At 50.9% G+C, this 18,762-nt stretch carries 17 protein-coding genes and 1 tRNA gene; 10 read left to right on the top strand and 8 right to left on the bottom strand.

Annotation, left to right across the window (positions count from 1 at the left end):
• Positions 1-6: 6 nt before the first annotated feature.
• The 3 genes from gyrB to dnaA form a co-directional block, all read right to left on the bottom strand.
• Positions 7-2,397, bottom strand: a complete 2,391-nt coding sequence (gyrB, locus tag PZA18_RS00870; protein WP_284098878.1) for a DNA topoisomerase (ATP-hydrolyzing) subunit B — start codon at positions 2,395-2,397, stop codon at positions 7-9.
• 52 nt (positions 2,398-2,449) lie between these two features.
• Positions 2,450-3,559 carry a DNA polymerase III subunit beta gene (dnaN, locus tag PZA18_RS00865; RefSeq protein WP_284098877.1) on the bottom strand — a complete coding sequence of 370 codons (1,110 nt, stop codon included), beginning with the start codon at positions 3,557-3,559 and terminating at the stop codon, positions 2,450-2,452.
• Between the two features lie 182 nt (positions 3,560-3,741).
• On the bottom strand, positions 3,742-5,139 hold the full coding sequence (gene dnaA, locus PZA18_RS00860) for a chromosomal replication initiator protein DnaA (protein ID WP_284098876.1): 1,398 nt from the start codon (positions 5,137-5,139) through the stop codon (positions 3,742-3,744).
• 243 nt (positions 5,140-5,382) lie between these two features.
• On the opposite strand from dnaA, the gene rpmH reads away from it, so the two are divergent.
• The 8 genes from rpmH (at position 5,383) to PZA18_RS00820 (ending at position 10,912) form a co-directional block, all read left to right on the top strand.
• Entirely contained in the window at positions 5,383-5,517 is a 135-nt protein-coding gene (rpmH, locus tag PZA18_RS00855; RefSeq protein WP_284098875.1) for a 50S ribosomal protein L34, read from the top strand.
• A gap of 33 nt (positions 5,518-5,550) precedes the next feature.
• A complete protein-coding gene (rnpA, locus tag PZA18_RS00850; protein WP_284098874.1) occupies positions 5,551-5,922 on the top strand; it encodes a ribonuclease P protein component in 372 nt (123 codons plus the stop codon).
• Positions 5,898-6,107 carry a membrane protein insertion efficiency factor YidD gene (gene yidD / locus PZA18_RS00845; RefSeq protein WP_284098873.1) on the top strand — a complete coding sequence of 70 codons (210 nt, stop codon included), beginning with the start codon at positions 5,898-5,900 and terminating at the stop codon, positions 6,105-6,107. Before rnpA ends, yidD begins: the two co-directional genes overlap by 25 nt.
• A gap of 23 nt (positions 6,108-6,130) precedes the next feature.
• On the top strand, positions 6,131-7,786 hold the full coding sequence (yidC, locus tag PZA18_RS00840) for a membrane protein insertase YidC (protein ID WP_284098872.1): 1,656 nt from the start codon (positions 6,131-6,133) through the stop codon (positions 7,784-7,786).
• On the top strand, positions 7,767-9,131 hold the full coding sequence (gene mnmE / locus PZA18_RS00835) for a tRNA uridine-5-carboxymethylaminomethyl(34) synthesis GTPase MnmE (protein WP_284098871.1): 1,365 nt from the start codon (positions 7,767-7,769) through the stop codon (positions 9,129-9,131). The genes yidC and mnmE overlap by 20 nt, the downstream gene beginning before the upstream one ends.
• 412 nt (positions 9,132-9,543) lie before the next feature.
• Positions 9,544-9,861 (top strand): DUF5684 domain-containing protein, encoded by a 318-nt coding sequence (locus tag PZA18_RS00830; protein ID WP_284098870.1) that lies wholly within the window; start codon positions 9,544-9,546, stop codon positions 9,859-9,861.
• A gap of 136 nt (positions 9,862-9,997) precedes the next feature.
• Complete coding sequence (locus PZA18_RS00825; RefSeq protein ID WP_284098869.1) at positions 9,998-10,756, top strand: sulfite exporter TauE/SafE family protein; 759 nt, start codon at positions 9,998-10,000, stop codon at positions 10,754-10,756.
• 82 nt (positions 10,757-10,838) lie between these two features.
• Positions 10,839-10,912, top strand: a tRNA-Gly gene (locus tag PZA18_RS00820).
• 84 nt (positions 10,913-10,996) lie between these two features.
• On the opposite strand, the gene PZA18_RS00815 is transcribed toward PZA18_RS00820, so the two are convergent.
• Genes PZA18_RS00815 through PZA18_RS00795 form a run of 5 tightly spaced genes read right to left on the bottom strand, consistent with a single transcriptional unit; the run spans position 10,997 to position 14,558 of the window.
• The gene (locus PZA18_RS00815) at positions 10,997-11,260 is read right to left on the bottom strand and encodes an acyl-CoA-binding protein (RefSeq protein ID WP_284098868.1); all 264 of its coding nucleotides are present in this window, start codon (positions 11,258-11,260) and stop codon (positions 10,997-10,999) included.
• Between the two features lie 50 nt (positions 11,261-11,310).
• A complete protein-coding gene (locus PZA18_RS00810; RefSeq protein ID WP_284098867.1) occupies positions 11,311-12,588 on the bottom strand; it encodes a dihydroorotase in 1,278 nt (425 codons plus the stop codon).
• Complete coding sequence (locus tag PZA18_RS00805) at positions 12,585-13,535, bottom strand: aspartate carbamoyltransferase catalytic subunit (protein WP_284098866.1); 951 nt, start codon at positions 13,533-13,535, stop codon at positions 12,585-12,587. Before PZA18_RS00805 ends, PZA18_RS00810 begins: the two co-directional genes overlap by 4 nt.
• 29 nt (positions 13,536-13,564) lie before the next feature.
• Entirely contained in the window at positions 13,565-14,005 is a 441-nt protein-coding gene (gene ruvX / locus PZA18_RS00800; RefSeq protein WP_284098865.1) for a Holliday junction resolvase RuvX, read from the bottom strand.
• The gene (locus PZA18_RS00795; RefSeq protein WP_284098864.1) at positions 13,998-14,558 is read right to left on the bottom strand and encodes a YqgE/AlgH family protein; all 561 of its coding nucleotides are present in this window, start codon (positions 14,556-14,558) and stop codon (positions 13,998-14,000) included. Before PZA18_RS00795 ends, ruvX begins: the two co-directional genes overlap by 8 nt.
• A gap of 101 nt (positions 14,559-14,659) precedes the next feature.
• Between PZA18_RS00795 and PZA18_RS00790 the strand changes: the two genes are divergently transcribed.
• Both PZA18_RS00790 and PZA18_RS00785 read left to right on the top strand, forming a co-directional pair.
• The gene (locus tag PZA18_RS00790) at positions 14,660-16,078 is read left to right on the top strand and encodes a cryptochrome/photolyase family protein (protein ID WP_284098863.1); all 1,419 of its coding nucleotides are present in this window, start codon (positions 14,660-14,662) and stop codon (positions 16,076-16,078) included.
• Between the two features lie 208 nt (positions 16,079-16,286).
• A complete protein-coding gene (locus tag PZA18_RS00785) occupies positions 16,287-18,746 on the top strand; it encodes an ATP-binding protein (protein ID WP_284098862.1) in 2,460 nt (819 codons plus the stop codon).
• Positions 18,747-18,762 lie beyond the last annotated feature (16 nt).

Below are 18,762 nucleotides of genomic sequence, written 5' to 3'. Positions count from 1 at the left end.
TTCTATTTAAACGTCAATATTGCGAGCGATCAAGGCATTTTTCTCGATAAAATGCCGGCGAGGCTCGACATTATCCCCCATCAATGTGGTGAATATATCATCCGCTGCCATCGCATCCTCAATCTGGACTTTTAATAAACGCCTTACCGTAATATCCATGGTTGTCTCCCACAATTGCTCGGGATTCATTTCACCAAGACCTTTATAGCGTTGAATAGACATATTCTTGCGAACTTCTGCCATCAACCAATCCAATGCTTCCTTGAATTCGCCGACATTCATCTCACGCTCGCCGCGCTTGACATAAGCATCCGTTTTCAACAAACCCGACAACAACTGCGCCGTCTTTTTCAGCTGCTGATAATCACCAGATAAAACGAAATCATGGTCGATATATTGCGTGCTAAGGTTGCCATGCAGGTGTTTACGGATTTTGAGAATCGGACAATCATTGCGATCATCGTGCGCTACTTCAATTTCATAGCTGGAATCAGCCAGCGCACTAGCCAATTCCTGCCGACTATTTTCCGCGGCCGCCATGCTGGTAAAGTCGAGCGGAGAAATACGCATCAAAGCATACAGAATTGCCGGATCGACAAATCTGCTTTCTCTTTCAATCACGGCTTCCGTTGTCAAATACTGACGGGCAATTGCTTCCAATGCATCACCAGTTAGCGGTTCGCTCTGCCGATCTGGAAATAACGAAGCATCACTCAGCGCCAACTTCAATAAATACTGTTTCAGCTCATGGTCGTCCTTCAAATACTGCTCACTTTTGCCATGTTTGACTTTATACAGTGGCGGTTGAGCAATATAAACAAAGCCACGCTCTACCAGCTCCGGCATTTGTCTGTAGAAGAATGTCAGTAACAAAGTCCGGATGTGAGAACCGTCAACGTCCGCATCAGTCATGATGATAATGCGGTGATAACGTAACTTCTCCAGATTGAATTCATCTTTACCGATTCCACAACCCAATGCTGTCACCAGCGTTGCAATTTCCTGGCTCGACAATAATTTATCGAAACGGGCTTTCTCAACATTAAGGATTTTACCCTTCAACGGTAAAATCGCTTGGAATTTACGGTCACGTCCCTGTTTGGCAGATCCTCCTGCAGAATCGCCCTCTACCAGATAAAGCTCGGATAAAGCAGGATCTTTTTCTTGGCAATCTGCCAGTTTTCCTGGCAAACCCATCCCATCCATCACCCCTTTTCGCCGGGTTAATTCACGGGCCTTGCGAGCGGCTTCACGTGCTCTGGCTGCATCGACGATTTTTCCGCAAATTGTTTTTGCATCTGTTGGGTTTTCCAGCAGGAAAGTCGATAAGCCTTCATTAACGACCTCTTGAACTACAGGCCCGATTTCGCTGGAAACCAATTTGTCCTTGGTTTGACTACTGAATTTCGGATCAGGCAATTTTACGGAGAGTACGCAGGTTAATCCTTCCCGCATATCATCACCGCTCGTCTCGACTTTTGCCTTCTTTGCGTGATCTGTTTGCTCAATGTAAGTATTTAAAGTGCGGGTCATGACCTGGCGTAAAGCCGTCAAATGACTGCCACCATCTCTTTGCGGAATATTGTTGGTAAAACACTGTACCGATTCTTGGTAAGAATCATTCCATTGCATTGCCACTTCAACCGTCATGCCATCTTTTTCACCCGTGGCGTGAAAAATCTTTTGGTGCAATGCGGTTTTATTGCGATTCATGTATTCAACAAACCCGCGAACACCACCAGAAAAAGCAAAGTTCTCCTCTTTACCTGTGCGACGATCAATTAATTCAATCTGTACACCGTTATTCAGAAAAGAGAGTTCGCGAATTCGTTTCGCCAGAATCTCGTAGTGATATTCGACTTTTCCAAAGGTTTCAGCTGCAGCCATAAAGTGAACTTCAGTCCCTCTATGCTCTGTTTTGCCAACCATTTTCAAGGGTTCAACGGCTTCACCGTGATTGAATTCCATGAAATGAACATGCCCATCCCGCCGAATGGTCAGTCGTAACCACTCAGATAAGGCATTTACAACAGATACGCCTACACCATGTAAACCACCCGAGATTTTGTAGCTGTTGCTATCGAATTTTCCACCTGCATGCAGAATAGTCATAATGACTTCAGCAGCAGATCGACCTTCCTCCGGGTGAATATCTGTTGGAATTCCACGACCATTATCTTCTACAGATATTGAATTATCGGTATGGATAATGACTTTGATCAGGTTGCAATGGCCTGCAAGTGCTTCGTCAATGGCATTATCCAATACCTCAAACACCATGTGGTGTAGACCGGTTCCATCTTGCGTATCACCGATATACATTCCAGGACGTTTTCTGACTGCCTCAAGTCCCTTTAAAACTTTAATACTATCGGCGCCGTATTCTTGGTCGCTCATACTCTAATTCCTGGAAGTAGTCTCAAATGGAAAAAATCATGGCAATGCTGTTTTAGATACGCATTGGCATGACTACATATTTGAAATCGGGGTTATCAGGTATGGTGACCAAGGTGCTGGTTGTTGCCTGTTCACCAAAAGCAAACAATAGCGTTTCAGCATCTATATTGTTTAAAACATCAAGCAGATAACCGATGTTGTATCCAATATCGAGCGTGCTGTAGTCATAACTGATTTCCAGTTCTTCTTGTGCTTCTTCTTGCTCGCTGTTGTTACAAACAATTTTTAGCGAACCGGGACTGAGAAGGAAACGAACACCGCGGAATTTCTCATTTGAAAGAATGGCTGCGCGTTGTAGTGCCTGGGTTAGTTGGACACGATCCAATGCAATGATGCGTTCATTGGTTGTGGGGATTACACGATTGTAATCAGGAAACTTTCCATCCACGACTTTTGAATGGATGGTGATCGATCCAAATTTGAACTGAACCTGGTTTTTTCCAAATTCAATATGAAGCGGGTTATCGCTATCACTTAATAATTTGTAAAGCTCCGTGATTGTTTTACGCGGAAGGATAGTCTCGTGTCGATCGAGTTCAACATCCAGATTGCTTGCACAAAATGCCAGACGATGGCCGTCTGTTGCGACAAGTTTTAGGTTGTTGCCGTCAACGATAATAAACAGGCCATTCAGGTAATAACGAATATCCTGATGTGCCATTGCATACTGAACTTTTGACAGCAGGTTTTTCAATAAACTGTGCGGTAGGGTAATCGGTACTCTTGGTGAGTTTTCAATCGCAAGTTTTGGAAAATCTTCTGCTGGAAGTGTCTGTAAATTGAATCGGCTTTTTCCTGATCGGATAGTCAGACGACCATCTGCACTTTCAATGCATACGGTAGCGTGTTCTGGAATAGCACGCAGGATGTCCTGAAATTTCTTTGCTGATGCAGTGAACTGGAAATCAGGTCCATTGCCTTCGATGGCTTGTTCACAAGTAATCTGAATTTCCAAGTCTGTTGCTAGAAAAGAGAGAACATTACCTTGTTTCGAAATTAATACATTCGAGAGTATCGGCATGGTGTGCCGACGTTCAACAATTCCAGTGACGGTGGTGAGCGGTTTCAGGAGAGCGTCACGATCTGCTTGTATCAATAACATCTTGTATAGATTCCTGAAAATAAGTAATAAAGGGCGCCGGTTTCTGTGGAAAACCCAGTTTTTTTAATTTTTTCAATGGGTTATCTCACGTTTTGCGGTGTGGATAAACTACGCTGGGTGTTGTGGGTGTTTTGTTCATTGATTTTTTGGTCACCACGAAAACGGGGTTTATCCACAAACTATCAGTTCCTTAACATCTGAGTTAGTACGTTGTAGTCATGATTCAGGTTCGAATCGGTTTGTCTTAGTTGGGCAACTGTCTTGCAGGCATGCAACACGGTGGTATGGTCTCTTCCACCAAAGGCTTCGCCAATTGCAGGCAGGCTCATGTGGGTGAGGTCTTTGGCCAGAGTCATGGCTACTTGTCTTGGCCTGGCGATGTCTCGGGTACGCTTCTTCGAATGCATATCGGAGACTTTGATCTTGTAGAAATCCGCAACAATTTTCTGGATGGCTTCCACGGAGATCTGCTTGTTGCCTGCTGCCAGAATATCCTTCATTGCTTCTTTGGTCAGTTCAAGGGTGATGGGCTGACCTGTGAACCGCGAGTAGGCAAGTACCCGCTTAAGAGCCCCTTCCAGTTCACGAACATTGGAGCGGATATTTTTCGCTATGAAGAAGGCGACACCAGAATCAAGTTTGAACCCTTCGGTTTCCGCTTTTTTCATCAGGATGGCGACCCGCATTTCCAGCTCAGGAGGCTCGATAGCAACAGTCAATCCCCAGCCAAAGCGTGAAATCAGCCGATCTTCTATCCCTTCAATTTCTTTGGGATATCTATCGGAAGTGATGATGACTTGGCGATGACCTTCAATTAAGGCATTGAAAGCATAGAAGAATTCTTCTTGTGTACGGTTCTTTCCAGAAAAGAACTGTATGTCGTCAATCAGCAACAGGTCCAAGGAATGGTAGTAGCGTTTGAACTCGTCGAAGGCTTTATGCTGGTAAGCCTTTACGACATCCGCAACATAGCGCTCTGCGTGGATATAGCGGATCTTGGCTTGGCTGTTGTGTTGATGCACAAAGTTGCCAATGGCTTGAATCAAGTGTGTCTTGCCGAGGCCTGAGCCGCCATAGACAAACAGCGGGTTGTAAGCGTGGCCTGGATTTTCAGCAATTTGCAAAGCGGCTGCCCGTGCCAGCTGGTTAGCTTTGCCGGTTACCAGTGTGTCAAATGTGAAATTAGGGTTTAAGCGAGTGGTCTCGTGATTCGATGCTAGCTGCCTGAATGCGGCTGTCTTGGCTGCCAAGGGAGTTGCTTTGGCAGGCTCTACCTCAGCTTCCACTTCTGGCGTGACCGCCGATTTTTCAACAACTGGACGGCGAATTGCTGCATTGCTGCCTACTTTCAACTCAAGGCTCATCTGGTCGCCAAAGTGATCATTGGCGTACTTTTCGATTTTTGCGAAAAAACGGTCTTTCACGAACTGAAGCGTGAAATGGTTCGGTGCAAAAATTACGACAGCTTCCTCGTCAACCTGACACTGAAGTGGCTTGATCCAAGTATTGAATTGCTGGACCGATAGTTCTTTTTCGAACTTGGCCAAACAGTTCGTCCAAAATTCATCAACAGCGGACATGTGGGTAGCGTACCGTGAGAGTCAAATGACAAATAAAGCCATAAGCACCATGGAGGTGCGAGCACGGTTGGTAGAGTGAACGGTTAGTTATTCTAGTCTCTTTCCCCAGACTTATCCACAGCTGTGCAGTTGGCGGGATGGAGAGGTGCTGATGGTTTTTGTCAAGACGCGATTGACAGCTGAAATAAGTGGTTGTCTAATATCCCGTTTTTCGCATCGTAGAATCAACTGGGGTTCAGACAAATGAAGCGCACTTATCAACCATCTGTTGTTCGTCGTAAACGCACTCATGGCTTTCTGGTTCGCATGAAGACTCGCGGTGGTCGCGCAGTTATTCGTGCTCGCCGCGCCAAGGGCCGTGCCCGTATCGCTGTTTGATTTGCTGTCAGTGACCGGTAGGCCCTGCGTTACATGGCTAGCAATACCAATCGTTTCTCGCGGTTGGATCGGCTTATAAAAACGGATGAATTTTCATCCGTTTTTAATTTGAGGTACCAGGCTGGAAATGAACTTTTTCAGATCTGGGTCAAGCCCAACTCCTTAAGTCGCGGCCGTTTGGGGTTGGTTGTCTCCAAACGCGTTGATAAACGAGCGGTTGGTCGCAATCGTATCAAGCGCCAAGTGCGAGAATGGTTCAGATTGAATCCTGAAGTCACCTGCGGCTTGGATTGGGTTGTGCGTGCGAAAAAGCGTCTTGGACGAGAGGATGGGATGCTTGCCAGGGCGGCTTTAGAGCGCTTGGCCAAGCGTTTGCAACAATGTCGAAACTCCTCGTCAGCCTGATTCGGCTTTATCAGTATCTGGTGCGGCCATTATTAGGCCCCAGATGTCGATTCTATCCTTCCTGCTCCGATTATGGGCTTGAAGCACTTACGAAATACGGTGCCGTAAAGGGCTGCTGGCTTACAATGCGTCGGCTTTGCCGCTGCCATCCGTTTTGTCTCGGTGGATACGACCCCGTTCCGTGAACAATGTTTGATTGGATCTTTTGATGGATAACCGCAGACTCATCGTGTTTATCGTACTGTCGTTTGCCATTTTGTTTTTTTGGCAACAATGGGAAGAGAAACGCCATCCTAAGCCTGTAGCAACCACTCAAGCGGCTGCTACATCGAGTTCTGCTGGCAATGCCAAAGTGGCAGCGGAAGCGCAGAACGAGGGCAAGTGGTTACAGAAAGGCAATCGCCTTTTGGTGAAAACGGATGTTATTCAAGCCGAAATTGATACCATGGGGGGCGACCTGCGCAAGCTGGCTTTGCTTCGCCATGGCAGTCGTGCAAAGCCCAATCAACCCTTGCAACTGCTGGATGATGGAGCTCAGCATGTTTATGTTGCACAAACAGGTCTTCTGAACCCAGCGCTTCCGGCGTTGCCAAATCACCGCACCTTATTTACGGCAGCTGCCAATAAATTTGAATTGGATGCCGGGCAAAAGGAACTGCAAGTTCGGCTCGAAGCTGCTGAAGTTGCGGGTATCAAAGTCGCAAAAATTTACACCTTCCAGCGTGGTAGCTACCTGGTCAATGTACGGTATGAGGTGACTAGCACGGCGGACAAGCCAGTTCAGCTGTCGGCCTATTACAGATTGTTGCGTGATGGCTCTGCTGCTGAAGGTGATGGCAAGATGGTTAACACCTTTACTGGCCCCGCCGTATATACCGATGCTGAAAAGTTTCAGAAGGTCAGCTTCGAAGACATAGACAAAGGCAAAGCCAAATACGCTTCTCATGGTAACAATGGTTGGGTTGCCATGGTTCAGCATTATTTTGTCAGCGCCTGGATATTGTCACCGCAGGGCCAGCCTGCCGTTTGCCAAACGACTTCAAACTGTCGGTTTGAAGTGAAAGGTGTTGGGGATGGCTTGTATTCGGCTGGTGCAATTGTTGATTTACCTGTTCTTGCACCAGGCAAAACTGTCCAGATGTCCGTACCGCTGTACGCCGGGCCTGAAGAGACCAGGACACTGGAGTCTGTAGCACCTGGTTTTGAGTTGGTAAAAGACTATGGTTGGACAACTGTCATTGCTAAGCCACTTTTCTGGCTGCTCGACATGCTGCATAGCATGGTTGGAAACTGGGGATGGGCGATAGTATTGCTGACCATGCTGGTCAAACTGGCGTTTTTCCCTTTGGCAAATGCGCAATATCGTTCGGCTGCCAAAATGAAAAAGCTGGTGCCTCGTATGCAGCGCCTGAAGGAGCAATACGGCGATGACCGAGTGAAGTATCAACAAGCTGTCATGGAACTGTACAAACAGGAAAAAGCAAATCCATTGTCAGGTTGTTTGCCGATTCTAGTTCAGATTCCAGTATTTTTTGCCTTGTATTCCGCCCTGCTCGCTTCGGTCGAGTTGCGGCAAGCCCCTTGGCTTGGCTGGATCCATGATTTGTCTGTACCTGATCCTTACTACATTCTGCCGGTGGTCTTAGCCATCTCGAATTTTGTCCAGACCATGCTAAATCCACCTGCGACAGACCCGATGCAGGACAAGATGATGAAGATCATGCCGGTTGCGTTTAGCGTACTGTTCTTCTTCTTCCCTGCTGGTTTAGTGCTTTACTGGTTGGTGAACAATCTACTTTCCATTGCGCAACAATGGTTTATCACTCGTCAGATAGAACGTGCCGATGAGCGGGCCAAGCACTGATTTTTATCTCAAGGACACCATCGCTGCTGTTGCAACAGCCCCCGGCAGAGGTGGTGTCGGAATTGTCCGGGTTTCAGGCCCGGACTTAAGTCAATTTGCCAAAAAAATCTGTGGCAAGTCTCCCTCCCCACGAAAAGCCCATTACTGCGAATTTCAGGATTCGGCAGGTAACGCCATAGACGCTGGTTTAGCTCTCCATTTTCCTGCCCCTAACTCCTTTACCGGTGAAGATGTTCTGGAACTACAAGGACACGGGGGACCGGTAATTCTGAAAATGTTGTTAGCACGCTGCGTAGAGTTGGGTGCGCGCATCGCCAAGCCTGGTGAATTTACCCAGAGAGCGTTTCTAAACAACAAGATTGATCTGGCGCAGGCCGAGAGTGTCGCGGATCTGATTGATGCGCAGTCAGAAGCAGCCGTTCGTTTGGCATTCCAGTCATTGAGAGGTGAATTTTCAAGGCGGATCAATGCTTTGCAAGATCAACTGATTGAAATCCGGGCACTAATTGAAGCCACTTTAGACTTTCCTGAAGAAGAGGGTGTCGATTTTATCGATAGCCTGAATGCCAAGGGGCGCTTATCAGTGGTGCGTGAACACTTGTCGCAGGTGCAACGGTCTGCCAGACAAGGCAGCATTGTTCGCGAAGGAATGCGTATTGTTCTGATTGGCCAGCCCAATGTCGGTAAGTCGAGTTTATTGAATGCTTTAGCGGGCGACGATGTTGCAATTGTGACGGACATCGCGGGCACAACGCGGGACATCGTGCGCGAAACTGTCTTGGTAGACGGTATTCCTTTGCACGTGATCGATACCGCCGGCTTGCGCTCGACGGAAGATCCGATTGAAAGAATCGGCATTGAGCGTACTTGGGCCGCCATTAACAAAGCGGATATGGCTCTGATCATTGTCGATAGCCAGCATGGTTTGGGAGCGCAGGAACACCAAATTCTCGCCGCACTACCTATGCAACTGCCAAGGATTCTTGTGCATAACAAGATTGATGTCAGCGGTGAGTTGCCACGGCTGCAGTCGGATGCTGGCCAGACAGAGGTTTACCTATCGGCGAGAGAAGGGCTAGGAGTCGATTTGTTGCGCCAGTCTTTGCTGAATGCTGTTGGTTGGGCTGGAGGTGAAGAGGCCAAGTTTTTGGCACGTGAACGGCACTTGGCAGCTATTGGCGTGGCTTCCCGGCATTTGGACATCGCGGCGACGTGCTGGCAGCAGTTGGAGCTGTTTGCCGAAGAGTTGAGGCTGGCACAGCAGGCGCTGTCCGAGATTACAGGCGAGTTCACCGCTGATGACTTGCTTGGTGAGATATTTGGTCGTTTCTGTATTGGTAAGTGAACAGCCAGCTTGTTTGATAAAACCCGATAAATATATGATATTTATCGGGTTTTATTTTTTCTATTAAAGAAATCCGATGATTTTTAAGAAAGATTTTTGGAGGCAATAAAGATATCAGTTGGTTCTTATATACTACGCATTGCGCTGACAAGCACTGAAATTGCAGCAAAGATATGGTAGGTTATGCAAATTGGAAGGCAAGGTCGCTGACTTGCCTACTTGTCCAGTGGAAATACTTGTGAGAAATGGGGCTTTGCAAAATTCCAATATGCTATTAATGTTCAAGAGTTGTCGTTGTTTTCTGTTTTAACTATAGGTCGGTTGATGGTTGAATGGATCCTAGCGTCTGGTTCAACTTGCAATTAAAAATCTGAAAATTACCAACTTGAAAGGAAGCATTATGGAGTTAATCATGGCACTTATTTATCTGGTAATCATTGTTGCGACGGTTGCTGGGTGCTGGAAGGTATTTGTAAAGGCGGGTCAACCTGGCTGGGCGTGCTTGGTGCCATTCTACAACTTATACGTAATGCTTAATATGATCGGGAAACCTGTCTGGTGGCTGGTTTTGTTCTTTGTTCCAATTGTCAGTCTTGTAATGTCATTTATTGTCATGATTGAACTGGCCAAACGTTTTGGTAAGGGTGCTGGCTATGGTGTGGGACTGGCTCTGCTGCCATTTGTATTTTTCCCGATGTTGGGATTTTCAGATGCCCAATATCAGCGCTGATTAAGTGGAATAAATAGGGTTTATTCGGTTTTCCCAACTGCCTGCAGAAATTGAATTGACCTAAAATCCATTCCTCAATCATGAGTAAAAAGACCCTGGTTATCCAGGGTCTTTTTTTGACAGAGAGGCATGGACCATGCTGGAAATTCCAACGCTGATGGGGTTTGCCTTCGTTGCGGGGTTGATTGATGCTGCGGTAGGGGGGGGCGGGTTGATTCAGGTACCCGGCTTATTTGCAACGTTGCCACAAGCGGTTCCCGCCAGTTTATTGGGAACCAATAAGCTTTCATCGGTATTTGGCACGTTTGCCGCATGTTGGCGTTATGCCTGTAAATTAAGACTGAATTGGTCTTTGATATTACCGATCGCTTTTACCGCATTTGTATTTTCATTCTTGGGAGCTGGGGCGGTTAGCCTGCTTTCAAAAGATCTGGTCAGACCTCTGGTTCTGGTATTAATGATCGGGATGCTGGTTTATACCTTGTGGAAAAAGGATTTTGGTGCCAACCATTTTACTAAAGCGATAGGCAGGCGTGAGCGATTGCAGGCAATATTGATGGGAGGTGGCATCGGCTTTTATGATGGTTTTTTCGGGCCGGGAACAGGTAGCTTTCTGATTTTTTTGTTCATTCGTATATTTGGCTTTGATTTTCTACATGCATCTGCCGCTGCAAAGGTTGTTAATGCTGCTACAAATCTGGCAGCATTGGCTTATTTTGTGCCCAGTCAGCATATTATGTATCAGTATGGATTACCGATGGCTGTTGCGAATGTAGCGGGAGCAGCTGTGGGGACTCGGCTTGCTATAAAAGGTGGCGTGGGATTACTGCGCAGCTTATTTGTAGTGCTGGTGAGTGTACTGGTAGTTAAACTAATCTGGGATATAATTCATTAATTGCATGATTATTAAGTAGTTTTTTGCTTTACGGTATATGGGTTGTATAAGCGGTATGCAATAGGTAGAATAGCTTCTTTCTGCGGGTGTAGCTCAATGGTAGAGCAGAAGCTTCCCAAGCTTAAGACGAGGGTTCGATTCCCTTCACCCGCTCCAGTTTTCTTCGGCTGTAGTGTGTACAGCGGATGAAAAAATAAAGCCGGCAAACAAGCCGGCTTTATTTTTGGGTCTGGGGCCGAATTACTGGGCTGCTTTCAGCGCTTCAACCAGATCAATGTATTTCTGCATCGCTTCTTCTTTGCTCAAGCCTTTCAGACCGTCCCAAGCGTCAAACTTTGCGCGGGCAACGAAGTCGAACATACCTGGGCGTTCGCCTGAAGCATCTCCTTCGGTACCTTGTTTGTACAGTGCGTAGAGCTTCAGTTTGACTTGATTGTCAGGGGCTTCTGACAACTGAGTAACATCTTCTGCGGCTGTCTTGAATTGCGCTTCCAGATCGGACATGGCTTCCTCTTTCCAGGTTTATATTGATTGGTAAAGCATGAAGTAGATGCTTAACGCCGATAGATCACTCGGCCATCTACAATGGTGCATTGCACTTTACCACGCATTTCCATGCCGGCAAACGGCGTGTGTTTTCCTTGGCTGAGCAGGTTTTCCGGCTTTACCAACCAGGTGGCTGCTGGATCGAATACGGTTATGTCAGCCACATTGCCAACTGAGATATCACCCACATCCTTACCCAGAATCGCAGCCGGACCGGTAGTGAGCTTGGCGAGTGCATCGCCCAGAGAAAGGTGTTTTTGATCTGCCCAGCGTAAAGTTAACGGCAACAGCAATTCCAGAGCGGTTGCGCCTGGTTCCGCCTCGCCAAAAGGCAGGAGTTTGGCATCGTCATCAATGGGCGTATGGTCAGAGACAATAGCATCAATGGTGCCATCCGCCAGGCCATACAGCAGGGCATCGCGGTCTCGTGTACTGCGTAATGGAGGGGAGAGGCGAGTGTTAGCGTCGAAATAGCCGATGTCGATATCTGAGAGGTGCACGTGCTGGATGGAGACATCACACGTCAGCGGCAGGCCATACTTCTTTGCGGCGTGGATCATTTCGACCCCTTCTCGGGACGAAATGCGTTCAAGGTGAACCCGCGCACCGGTTTCCTTCATCAGAATAACAATGGTGCTGATGGCAACAGATTCCGCAAGGGTAGGAATGGACGGTAGGCCGAGTCGTGTAGCGACTTCACCATCGTGCGCAACACCATTATTGGCCAATGAGTGATCTTGGGGGCGCAGCCAGAGCGGTAGACCGAACGTTGCCGCGTACTGCATGGCACGGAACAGGATCAGGTTGTCGGTAATCGGCGCTTCGGCATGTGAAAAGGCAATGCAGCCGGATTCGCGCAACTCGGCCATTTCCGTCAGTTGTTTACCGTGCAGACCACGAGTGAGGGCGCCAACAGGGTGTACTTTGGCCAAGGCCAGACTACGGGCACGGTGCGTCAGCATTCTTACAAGCCCAGGCTCATCCAGCGTCGGGTCAGTATCAGGTGGGCAGGCCAGGCGGGTAATTCCTCCTGCAACTGCGGCTGCAAGCTCGCTCTCCAGGGTTCCCTTGTGTTCACTGCCGGGTTCACGCAGCCGGGCTGACAGGTCGATCAGTCCAGGGCAGACAATATGCCCGCTGGCGTTGATCTGTTCGTCGGCTACAAAGCCATCAGGCCGTTTTCCAATTCCTATGATGCGGCCGTCTGCAATAAACAGATCTGCCTGGTCATCAAACTGGTTGGCCGGATTGATGAGACGGCCGTTTACGATTTCTATACGTTTCATTGTTTACCCGCCAAAATTCCCATGACTGCCATTCGAACCGCAATCCCGAACGTGACTTGCGGCAGGATGACCGAGTGCGCACCATCGGCAACCGGCGAGTCGATCTCTACGCCCCGATTCATTGGACCTGGGTGCATGACGATGGCGTCTGGCTTAGCCAGTGCCAGTTTCTCCTGCGTGAGCCCGTAATGCTTGAAGAACTCCTGAGCTGAGGGTAGCAGGGCACCATTCATGCGCTCGTTTTGCAGGCGCAGCATGATCACCACATCCACATCGCGTAGCCCTTCCCTCAAATCATGAAAGACGCGGACGCCAAGTTTCTCCACACCCGTCGGCAGTAAAGTTTTCGGCCCGATGACCCGGACCTCTGGCACACCCAAGGTAGTCAGGGCATGGATCTGCGAGCGGGCAACTCGGGAATGCAATATGTCGCCCACAATGGCAACCCGCAACTGGGTGAAGTCGCCTTTGTAGTGGCGAATGGTGAACATATCGAGCAATGCCTGGGTCGGATGGGCGTGGCGGCCATCGCCTGCGTTGACCACGTGCACCCCCGGTTTGACATGGCGGGCAATCAGGAATGGAGCTCCTGATTCGGCATGGCGCACCACGAACATATCGGCGCCCATGGCTTCGAGGTTGTGGATGGTATCGAGCAGGGTCTCGCCTTTGGCGGTCGAGGAAGCATTGATGTTCAGGCTGATAACATCGGCCGACAGTCGCTTGGCGGCAATTTCGAATGTAGTGCGTGTGCGGGTCGAATTTTCGAAAAACAGATTGAATACCGAGCGCCCTGATAGCAATGGGACCTTCTTGCTATCTTGCTCCGCCATGGTGACGTATTGCTGGGCCCGGTCGAGAATCTGCCGGATGTGTGCCGCTGGCAGGCCTTCTATCGTCAGCAGGTGGTTCAGTTCACCGTGCTTGTTGAGTTGCGGGTTGTACATATTGTGCGGTCCTGAGTGTGCTATTGGGCTTACGGCTCCACGCTACGTCGAAGTGGGTCGTCAAAATAAGCTTGAAGAATGCGTTGGGCGGCGACTTGATCCAGCACGGGTTTCTGGCGACGGCCTCGCAGGCCGATGTCGTTGAGTGCACTGCTGGCATCATGTGAACTCAGTCGTTCGTCGATCATGCCGACGGGGAGCCCGAAACGCCCATGCAAGCGGCGGGCAAACCGGCGCGCCAGTCGGGACAGCTCATGTTCCTCACCATCCAGAGAGCTTGGCAGGCCAACAATCAGTTGGACGGGTTGCCATTCTTTAACCAGCTTGGCGATCTGGTCGAACCGGACTTCGGTTTCGATGGCGTCTATGGTGTGCAGGGGATGAGCGATGCCCAGCATCAGGTCGCCAGAGGCGACGCCGATGCGGCGCTCACCAAAGTCAAATCCCAGAACAGTTCCTGCCTCAGGCATGGCCGGCATCTTCCGACAACATGGCCAGATCAATGCCCAGAAGCTTTAAGGCAGCTTGATAGCGTAATTCGGCAGGGGTACTGAAAATGACTTCGGGGTCGGCGTTGACGCTTAGCCAGGCATTTTGCGCCAGCTCCGATTCCAGTTGACCGGCTTCCCAACCTGCGTAACCAAGGGTGACAAACATGCGTTGTGGCCCTTCGCCCCGGCCAACGGCGAGGAGAACGTCCTTGGAGGTGGTGAGCCCGAGCTCGTCATCCACGGCCAGGGTGGATTGCCAGTTGCCAAGTGGTTCATGGAGGACGAAACCACGATCAGTTTGGACCGGGCCGCCAAAGTAGATAGGCAAATCGGCGAGGTCTTGCCGACTCAAATCGATGTCGATCTGCTGGAAGAGCGCCCGCATATCCATGCCAAGAGGGCGGTTAACGATAATGCCCATTGCACCGTATTCGTTATGATCGCAGACATAAGTCAGCGATTTGGCGAAAATCGGGTCGGCCATATTGGGCATGGCGATCAGGAAATTACGGCTGAGGTCGATGCGATCCATAGGGTCAATTATCGCATAGTGTTTTCGGGCTCGCGCCCGGATTTCAATTGTCGATCGATTTTCGACGGGCATCTAAACGCATTTTTCTGAAGGTTCTCACCATGTCAGAGCATGACACTGCCTTGTGCTGGTTTCGCCGTGATCTGCGAATGGAAGATCATGCAGCACTGTATTCTGCCTGTCGTCAGGCAAAGCGAGTGATTGGGGTATTCATTTTCGATTCGGTCATTCTGGATCCTTTGCCGGATCGTCAGGATCGGCGCGTCGAGTTCATCTGGCGTAGCGTCGAGGCTTTGAAGCGGGAGTGGCAAGCACACGGGTCCGATCTCTTAATAAGAATAGGTGATGCACGCGACGAGATTGTGGCAATTGCCACCGAATATCGGGCGACTGCCGTTTTTGCCAGCAGAGACTATGAACCGGCTGCGGTGGCACGGGATCAAGCGGTGGCACAACGCCTGCAAGCGTTGGGTGCCTGCCTGGTCACCGTGAAGGATCAGGTGATTTTTGATACCGATGAGGTGTTGACCAAAGATGGCAGGCCGTATTCGGTGTTCACTCCTTATCGGAATGCCTGGTTGGCCAAGCTGTCACCGTTTTATGTGCAGCCCTACCCAATACAGCGCCATGTTGACCGGCTGGTCAAGCTCGCACCGGCGCCGATGCCGAGCCTGTTGCAAGTTGGTTTTGGCGAGAGCGATCTGACCCGTTTGAATATCGTGGCCGGAGAAGAGGGGGCGAGCCAGCGGTTGGCTGATTTTCTGGCGCGGATGGATCGCTATCGGGCAGAGCGGGATTACCCCGCCCGCAAAGCGCCTTCCTATCTATCGGTGCATTTGCGCTTTGGCACGGTTTCTGTGCGCAAGCTGGCGGCCTTGGCCTGGCAGCAGGGGAGTGATGGCGCACAGTGCTGGCTGGATGAACTGATCTGGCGAGAGTTTTATCAGATGATCCTGCACCATCATCCGCATGTTGTTGGGCGCGCGTTCAAGTCGGAATATGCCGGGCTGGTATATCCGGGACTGCCTGAACACTTCGAAGCCTGGAAACAAGGTGGCACCGGCTATCCGCTGGTGGATGCGGCGATGCGGCAGTTGAACTTCAGTGGCTATATGCATAACCGGCTGAGGATGGTTGCTGCCAGTTTTCTGGTGAAGGATCTGCTGGTCGATTGGCGGCTCGGTGAACAGTATTTTGCCGAGAAGCTGATTGATTTCGATCTGGCATCGAACAATGGGGGCTGGCAGTGGGCAGCCTCGACCGGCTGCGATGCGCAACCGTATTTCCGTATTTTCAACCCGGTGAGCCAGTCGCAGAAGTTTGACGAAGTGGGGCGCTTTATCCGGCGCTATGTTCCGGAACTGGCTGCCTTGCCGGACAAGCTGATCCACTCCCCCTGGCTGGCCACATCGGCACAGCTCGCTCAGGCCAATATCGTGCTCGGGCGAGACTACCCGTGGCCGGTGGTTGATCATGCGGTACAGCGACCGAAAGCTTTAGCGTTGTACGGACGGGGTTAGATTCTGTTGACGTCTTGTTTTTCAGCGAAGACAAAACCTCAGCGCAGTCTGTGTGTTGTCGAACAATTTTGGTGGTTTCGTTGCACAAACCCAGACACCCGGACTGGGCGTTGACTATAACTGAAGCAGTTCGTCGGTTTTTTTCAGGGGAAAGATGCCACTGTCTGCGCCGGTTCCTACACAACTTGCCCGTAGGGTGCTTTGGCGAATGGCGTCGCGAATCGCGATCGTCATCGTCATCGGCTCGGTGTTGGCTGGCTGGTTTCAGTACCAAGGGCTGCAGAAGACAACGCTGGAAGGGTTGCGCGATTACGTTGAGGTCCGCAGCAAGGCCGATAGTGAGCATTTCTTGCTGGCTGAAACGCAGACCCGCATGTTGGCGGATGAATTCCTGCGGCGATACCGGCTGGCGAAGCAGACGAATCCTGATGCCGAGTTTGATCGCGTGTTCAGCCGATACCCGGACGGCCTGATCCGGGTTCGGCCGGAGCTGAACGATTTTCGACATCGCGCTACCGTGTTTGTCCGGCATGATGTGCCGCTGACGGATGATCTGAAACGCCGTTTGCTGGTTGGCTACCACCTGTTGAGCGAGTGGGGACCGCTATCCACCAACCGCTTCCTCGATAGCTTCATGAACATGCCTGAGCAACTCTCGCTCAATTACGCACCGTTTGTAGACTGGAGCAACTCCGCCACGCGAGACACTGATATCTACAGCTATGAAACGGTGTGGCGCTCTACCCGCGAGAAAAATCCAAAGCGCCTGCCGTTCTGGACCGGCGTCTACTTTGATGATGGTGCCAGGAAGTGGATGGTGTCGCACGTTACGCCTGTGGATGACGACGGGCGCTGGATTGCTTCACCCGGTGAAGACATCGTGATTGATGATCTGGTTGGCCGTACCACCAACGAGCATCTGGCCGGTACTTACAACCTGATTGTGCGGCGGGATGGCCAGCTGATTGCCCACCCTGAGCTGACTCGACAGATCCAGTCTGCAGGTGGCGTGCTCGATATCGCCCGTCTGCAGAATCCCGAGCTGGCGAGCATTGTGAGTGCCGCCCGACGTACCGAAGGGATGCCTTCGGTGGTCGAGTCGGATGACGGTCGTTTCTGGCTCGGGGTAGGACGTTTACGCGGGCCGGATTGGTTGCTGATTACGGTGTATCCCAAACACCTGCTGCTGGGGCTGGCGCGGGAGTCGGCAACGATTGTGCTGGCGCTGGGGGCGCTGTCTTTACTGATTGAGTTGCTGGTGCTGCGCGCCGTGCTGCGAGCCCAGGTGGCGACGCCGCTGGCAGCCTTGCAGCAGGCTGTCTCACAGATCCGCGCCGGGCAATACGAGATCCGGCTCGATCAGCTGGGGCAGGATGAAATAGGTCATTTTGGCAAGGCTTTCAGCGAATTGGCCCAGGCATTGCGGGCCCGGGATGCGGCCTTGCAGACCGAAGTCCTGCAACGGCAGCGCGAGGCGGCGAATGCCCAGCAACTGGCAGCACGCCTCTCGGCTTTGTCTGAAGCGATACCTGACCCAGTTCTGGTGGTGGCGGCTGATGGTCATGTGCTGGAAGTGTTCGGGCACTGGTTGGCACTGTGGGATGAGTCGCCGCAGGGTTGTAATTTGCGGGATCTGTTGCCAGCATCGCAAGCGCAGCTGGCGATACAGTCGGTTGCCGATTGTCTGAGCAGTGGTAAGCCGGCACGGGTGGAATATCGTCAGGAGCTGGATGGTGATCTGCGTCAGTTTGAGGGGGTGTCGATACCACTGCCCAAGCAGTTTTCCGAAGAGTCGGCTGTTTTGTGGTTGGTGCGCGATGTCACTGAACTGAAGCGTGCAGAAGGTGCGATCCGCCAGGCGCGCGACCATCTGGAAGAAGTCGTACGCAGCCAGACTGCCGATCTGCTGGCGGCCAAGGAAAGAGCTGACGCTGCCAACCAGTCCAAGACGACCTTTGTCTCGAATATCTCGCATGAGCTACGCACCCCCATGCATGCGATCCTCAGCTTTGCGCGACTGGGTGCGGGCAAGGTAGATCAGGGCGATGCCGACAAGTTGAAGCGCTATTTCCTGAACATAGCCGAATCTGGCGAGCGCATGCTGACGCTTGTTAACGATCTGCTCGACATTACCAAGCTGGAGGCCGGAAAAATGGCCTATCGGTTTGAGCGGAATCGATTACGGCAGGTGACGGAAGTGGTGCTGGATGAGTTGGCAGAGCTGGCGGCCAAGCGTCAACTCAAGATCACTGTCGCCCAGGCTACCGTGGATGACATCGCGCAGTTTGATGCTTTGCGTATCGGTCAGGTCATCCGCAACCTGCTATCCAACGCCATCAAATTCAGCCCTGAGGGTGGGCTTATCACCGTCACCATTGGCGAGCACGATACGGACACGCTATCGCTGTCTGTTGCTGATCAGGGCCAGGGCATTCCAGAAGCCGAATGCGAGCTGATTTTCGATAAGTTCATGCAGAGCAGTCAGACGCCCGGCTTGGGTGGCACCGGGCTTGGCCTTGCTATCTGCCGTGAAATCGTCCGCCATCATGGTGGCGATATCGAGGCAAAAAATCTGGCGGTGGGTGGGGCGGTATTCAGCTTCCGCATCCCCCGCATGCCACCACAGACGGCCGGCAATGGCTCGGTTCTGGAGCCGTTGACGGGGTGAAGGGCTTCTTCTACCG

Source organism: Parachitinimonas caeni (genome assembly GCF_030129945.1).
GTDB lineage: Bacteria > Pseudomonadota > Gammaproteobacteria > Burkholderiales > Chitinimonadaceae > Parachitinimonas > Parachitinimonas caeni.
This window is presented reverse-complemented; position numbering and strand designations above follow the sequence as displayed.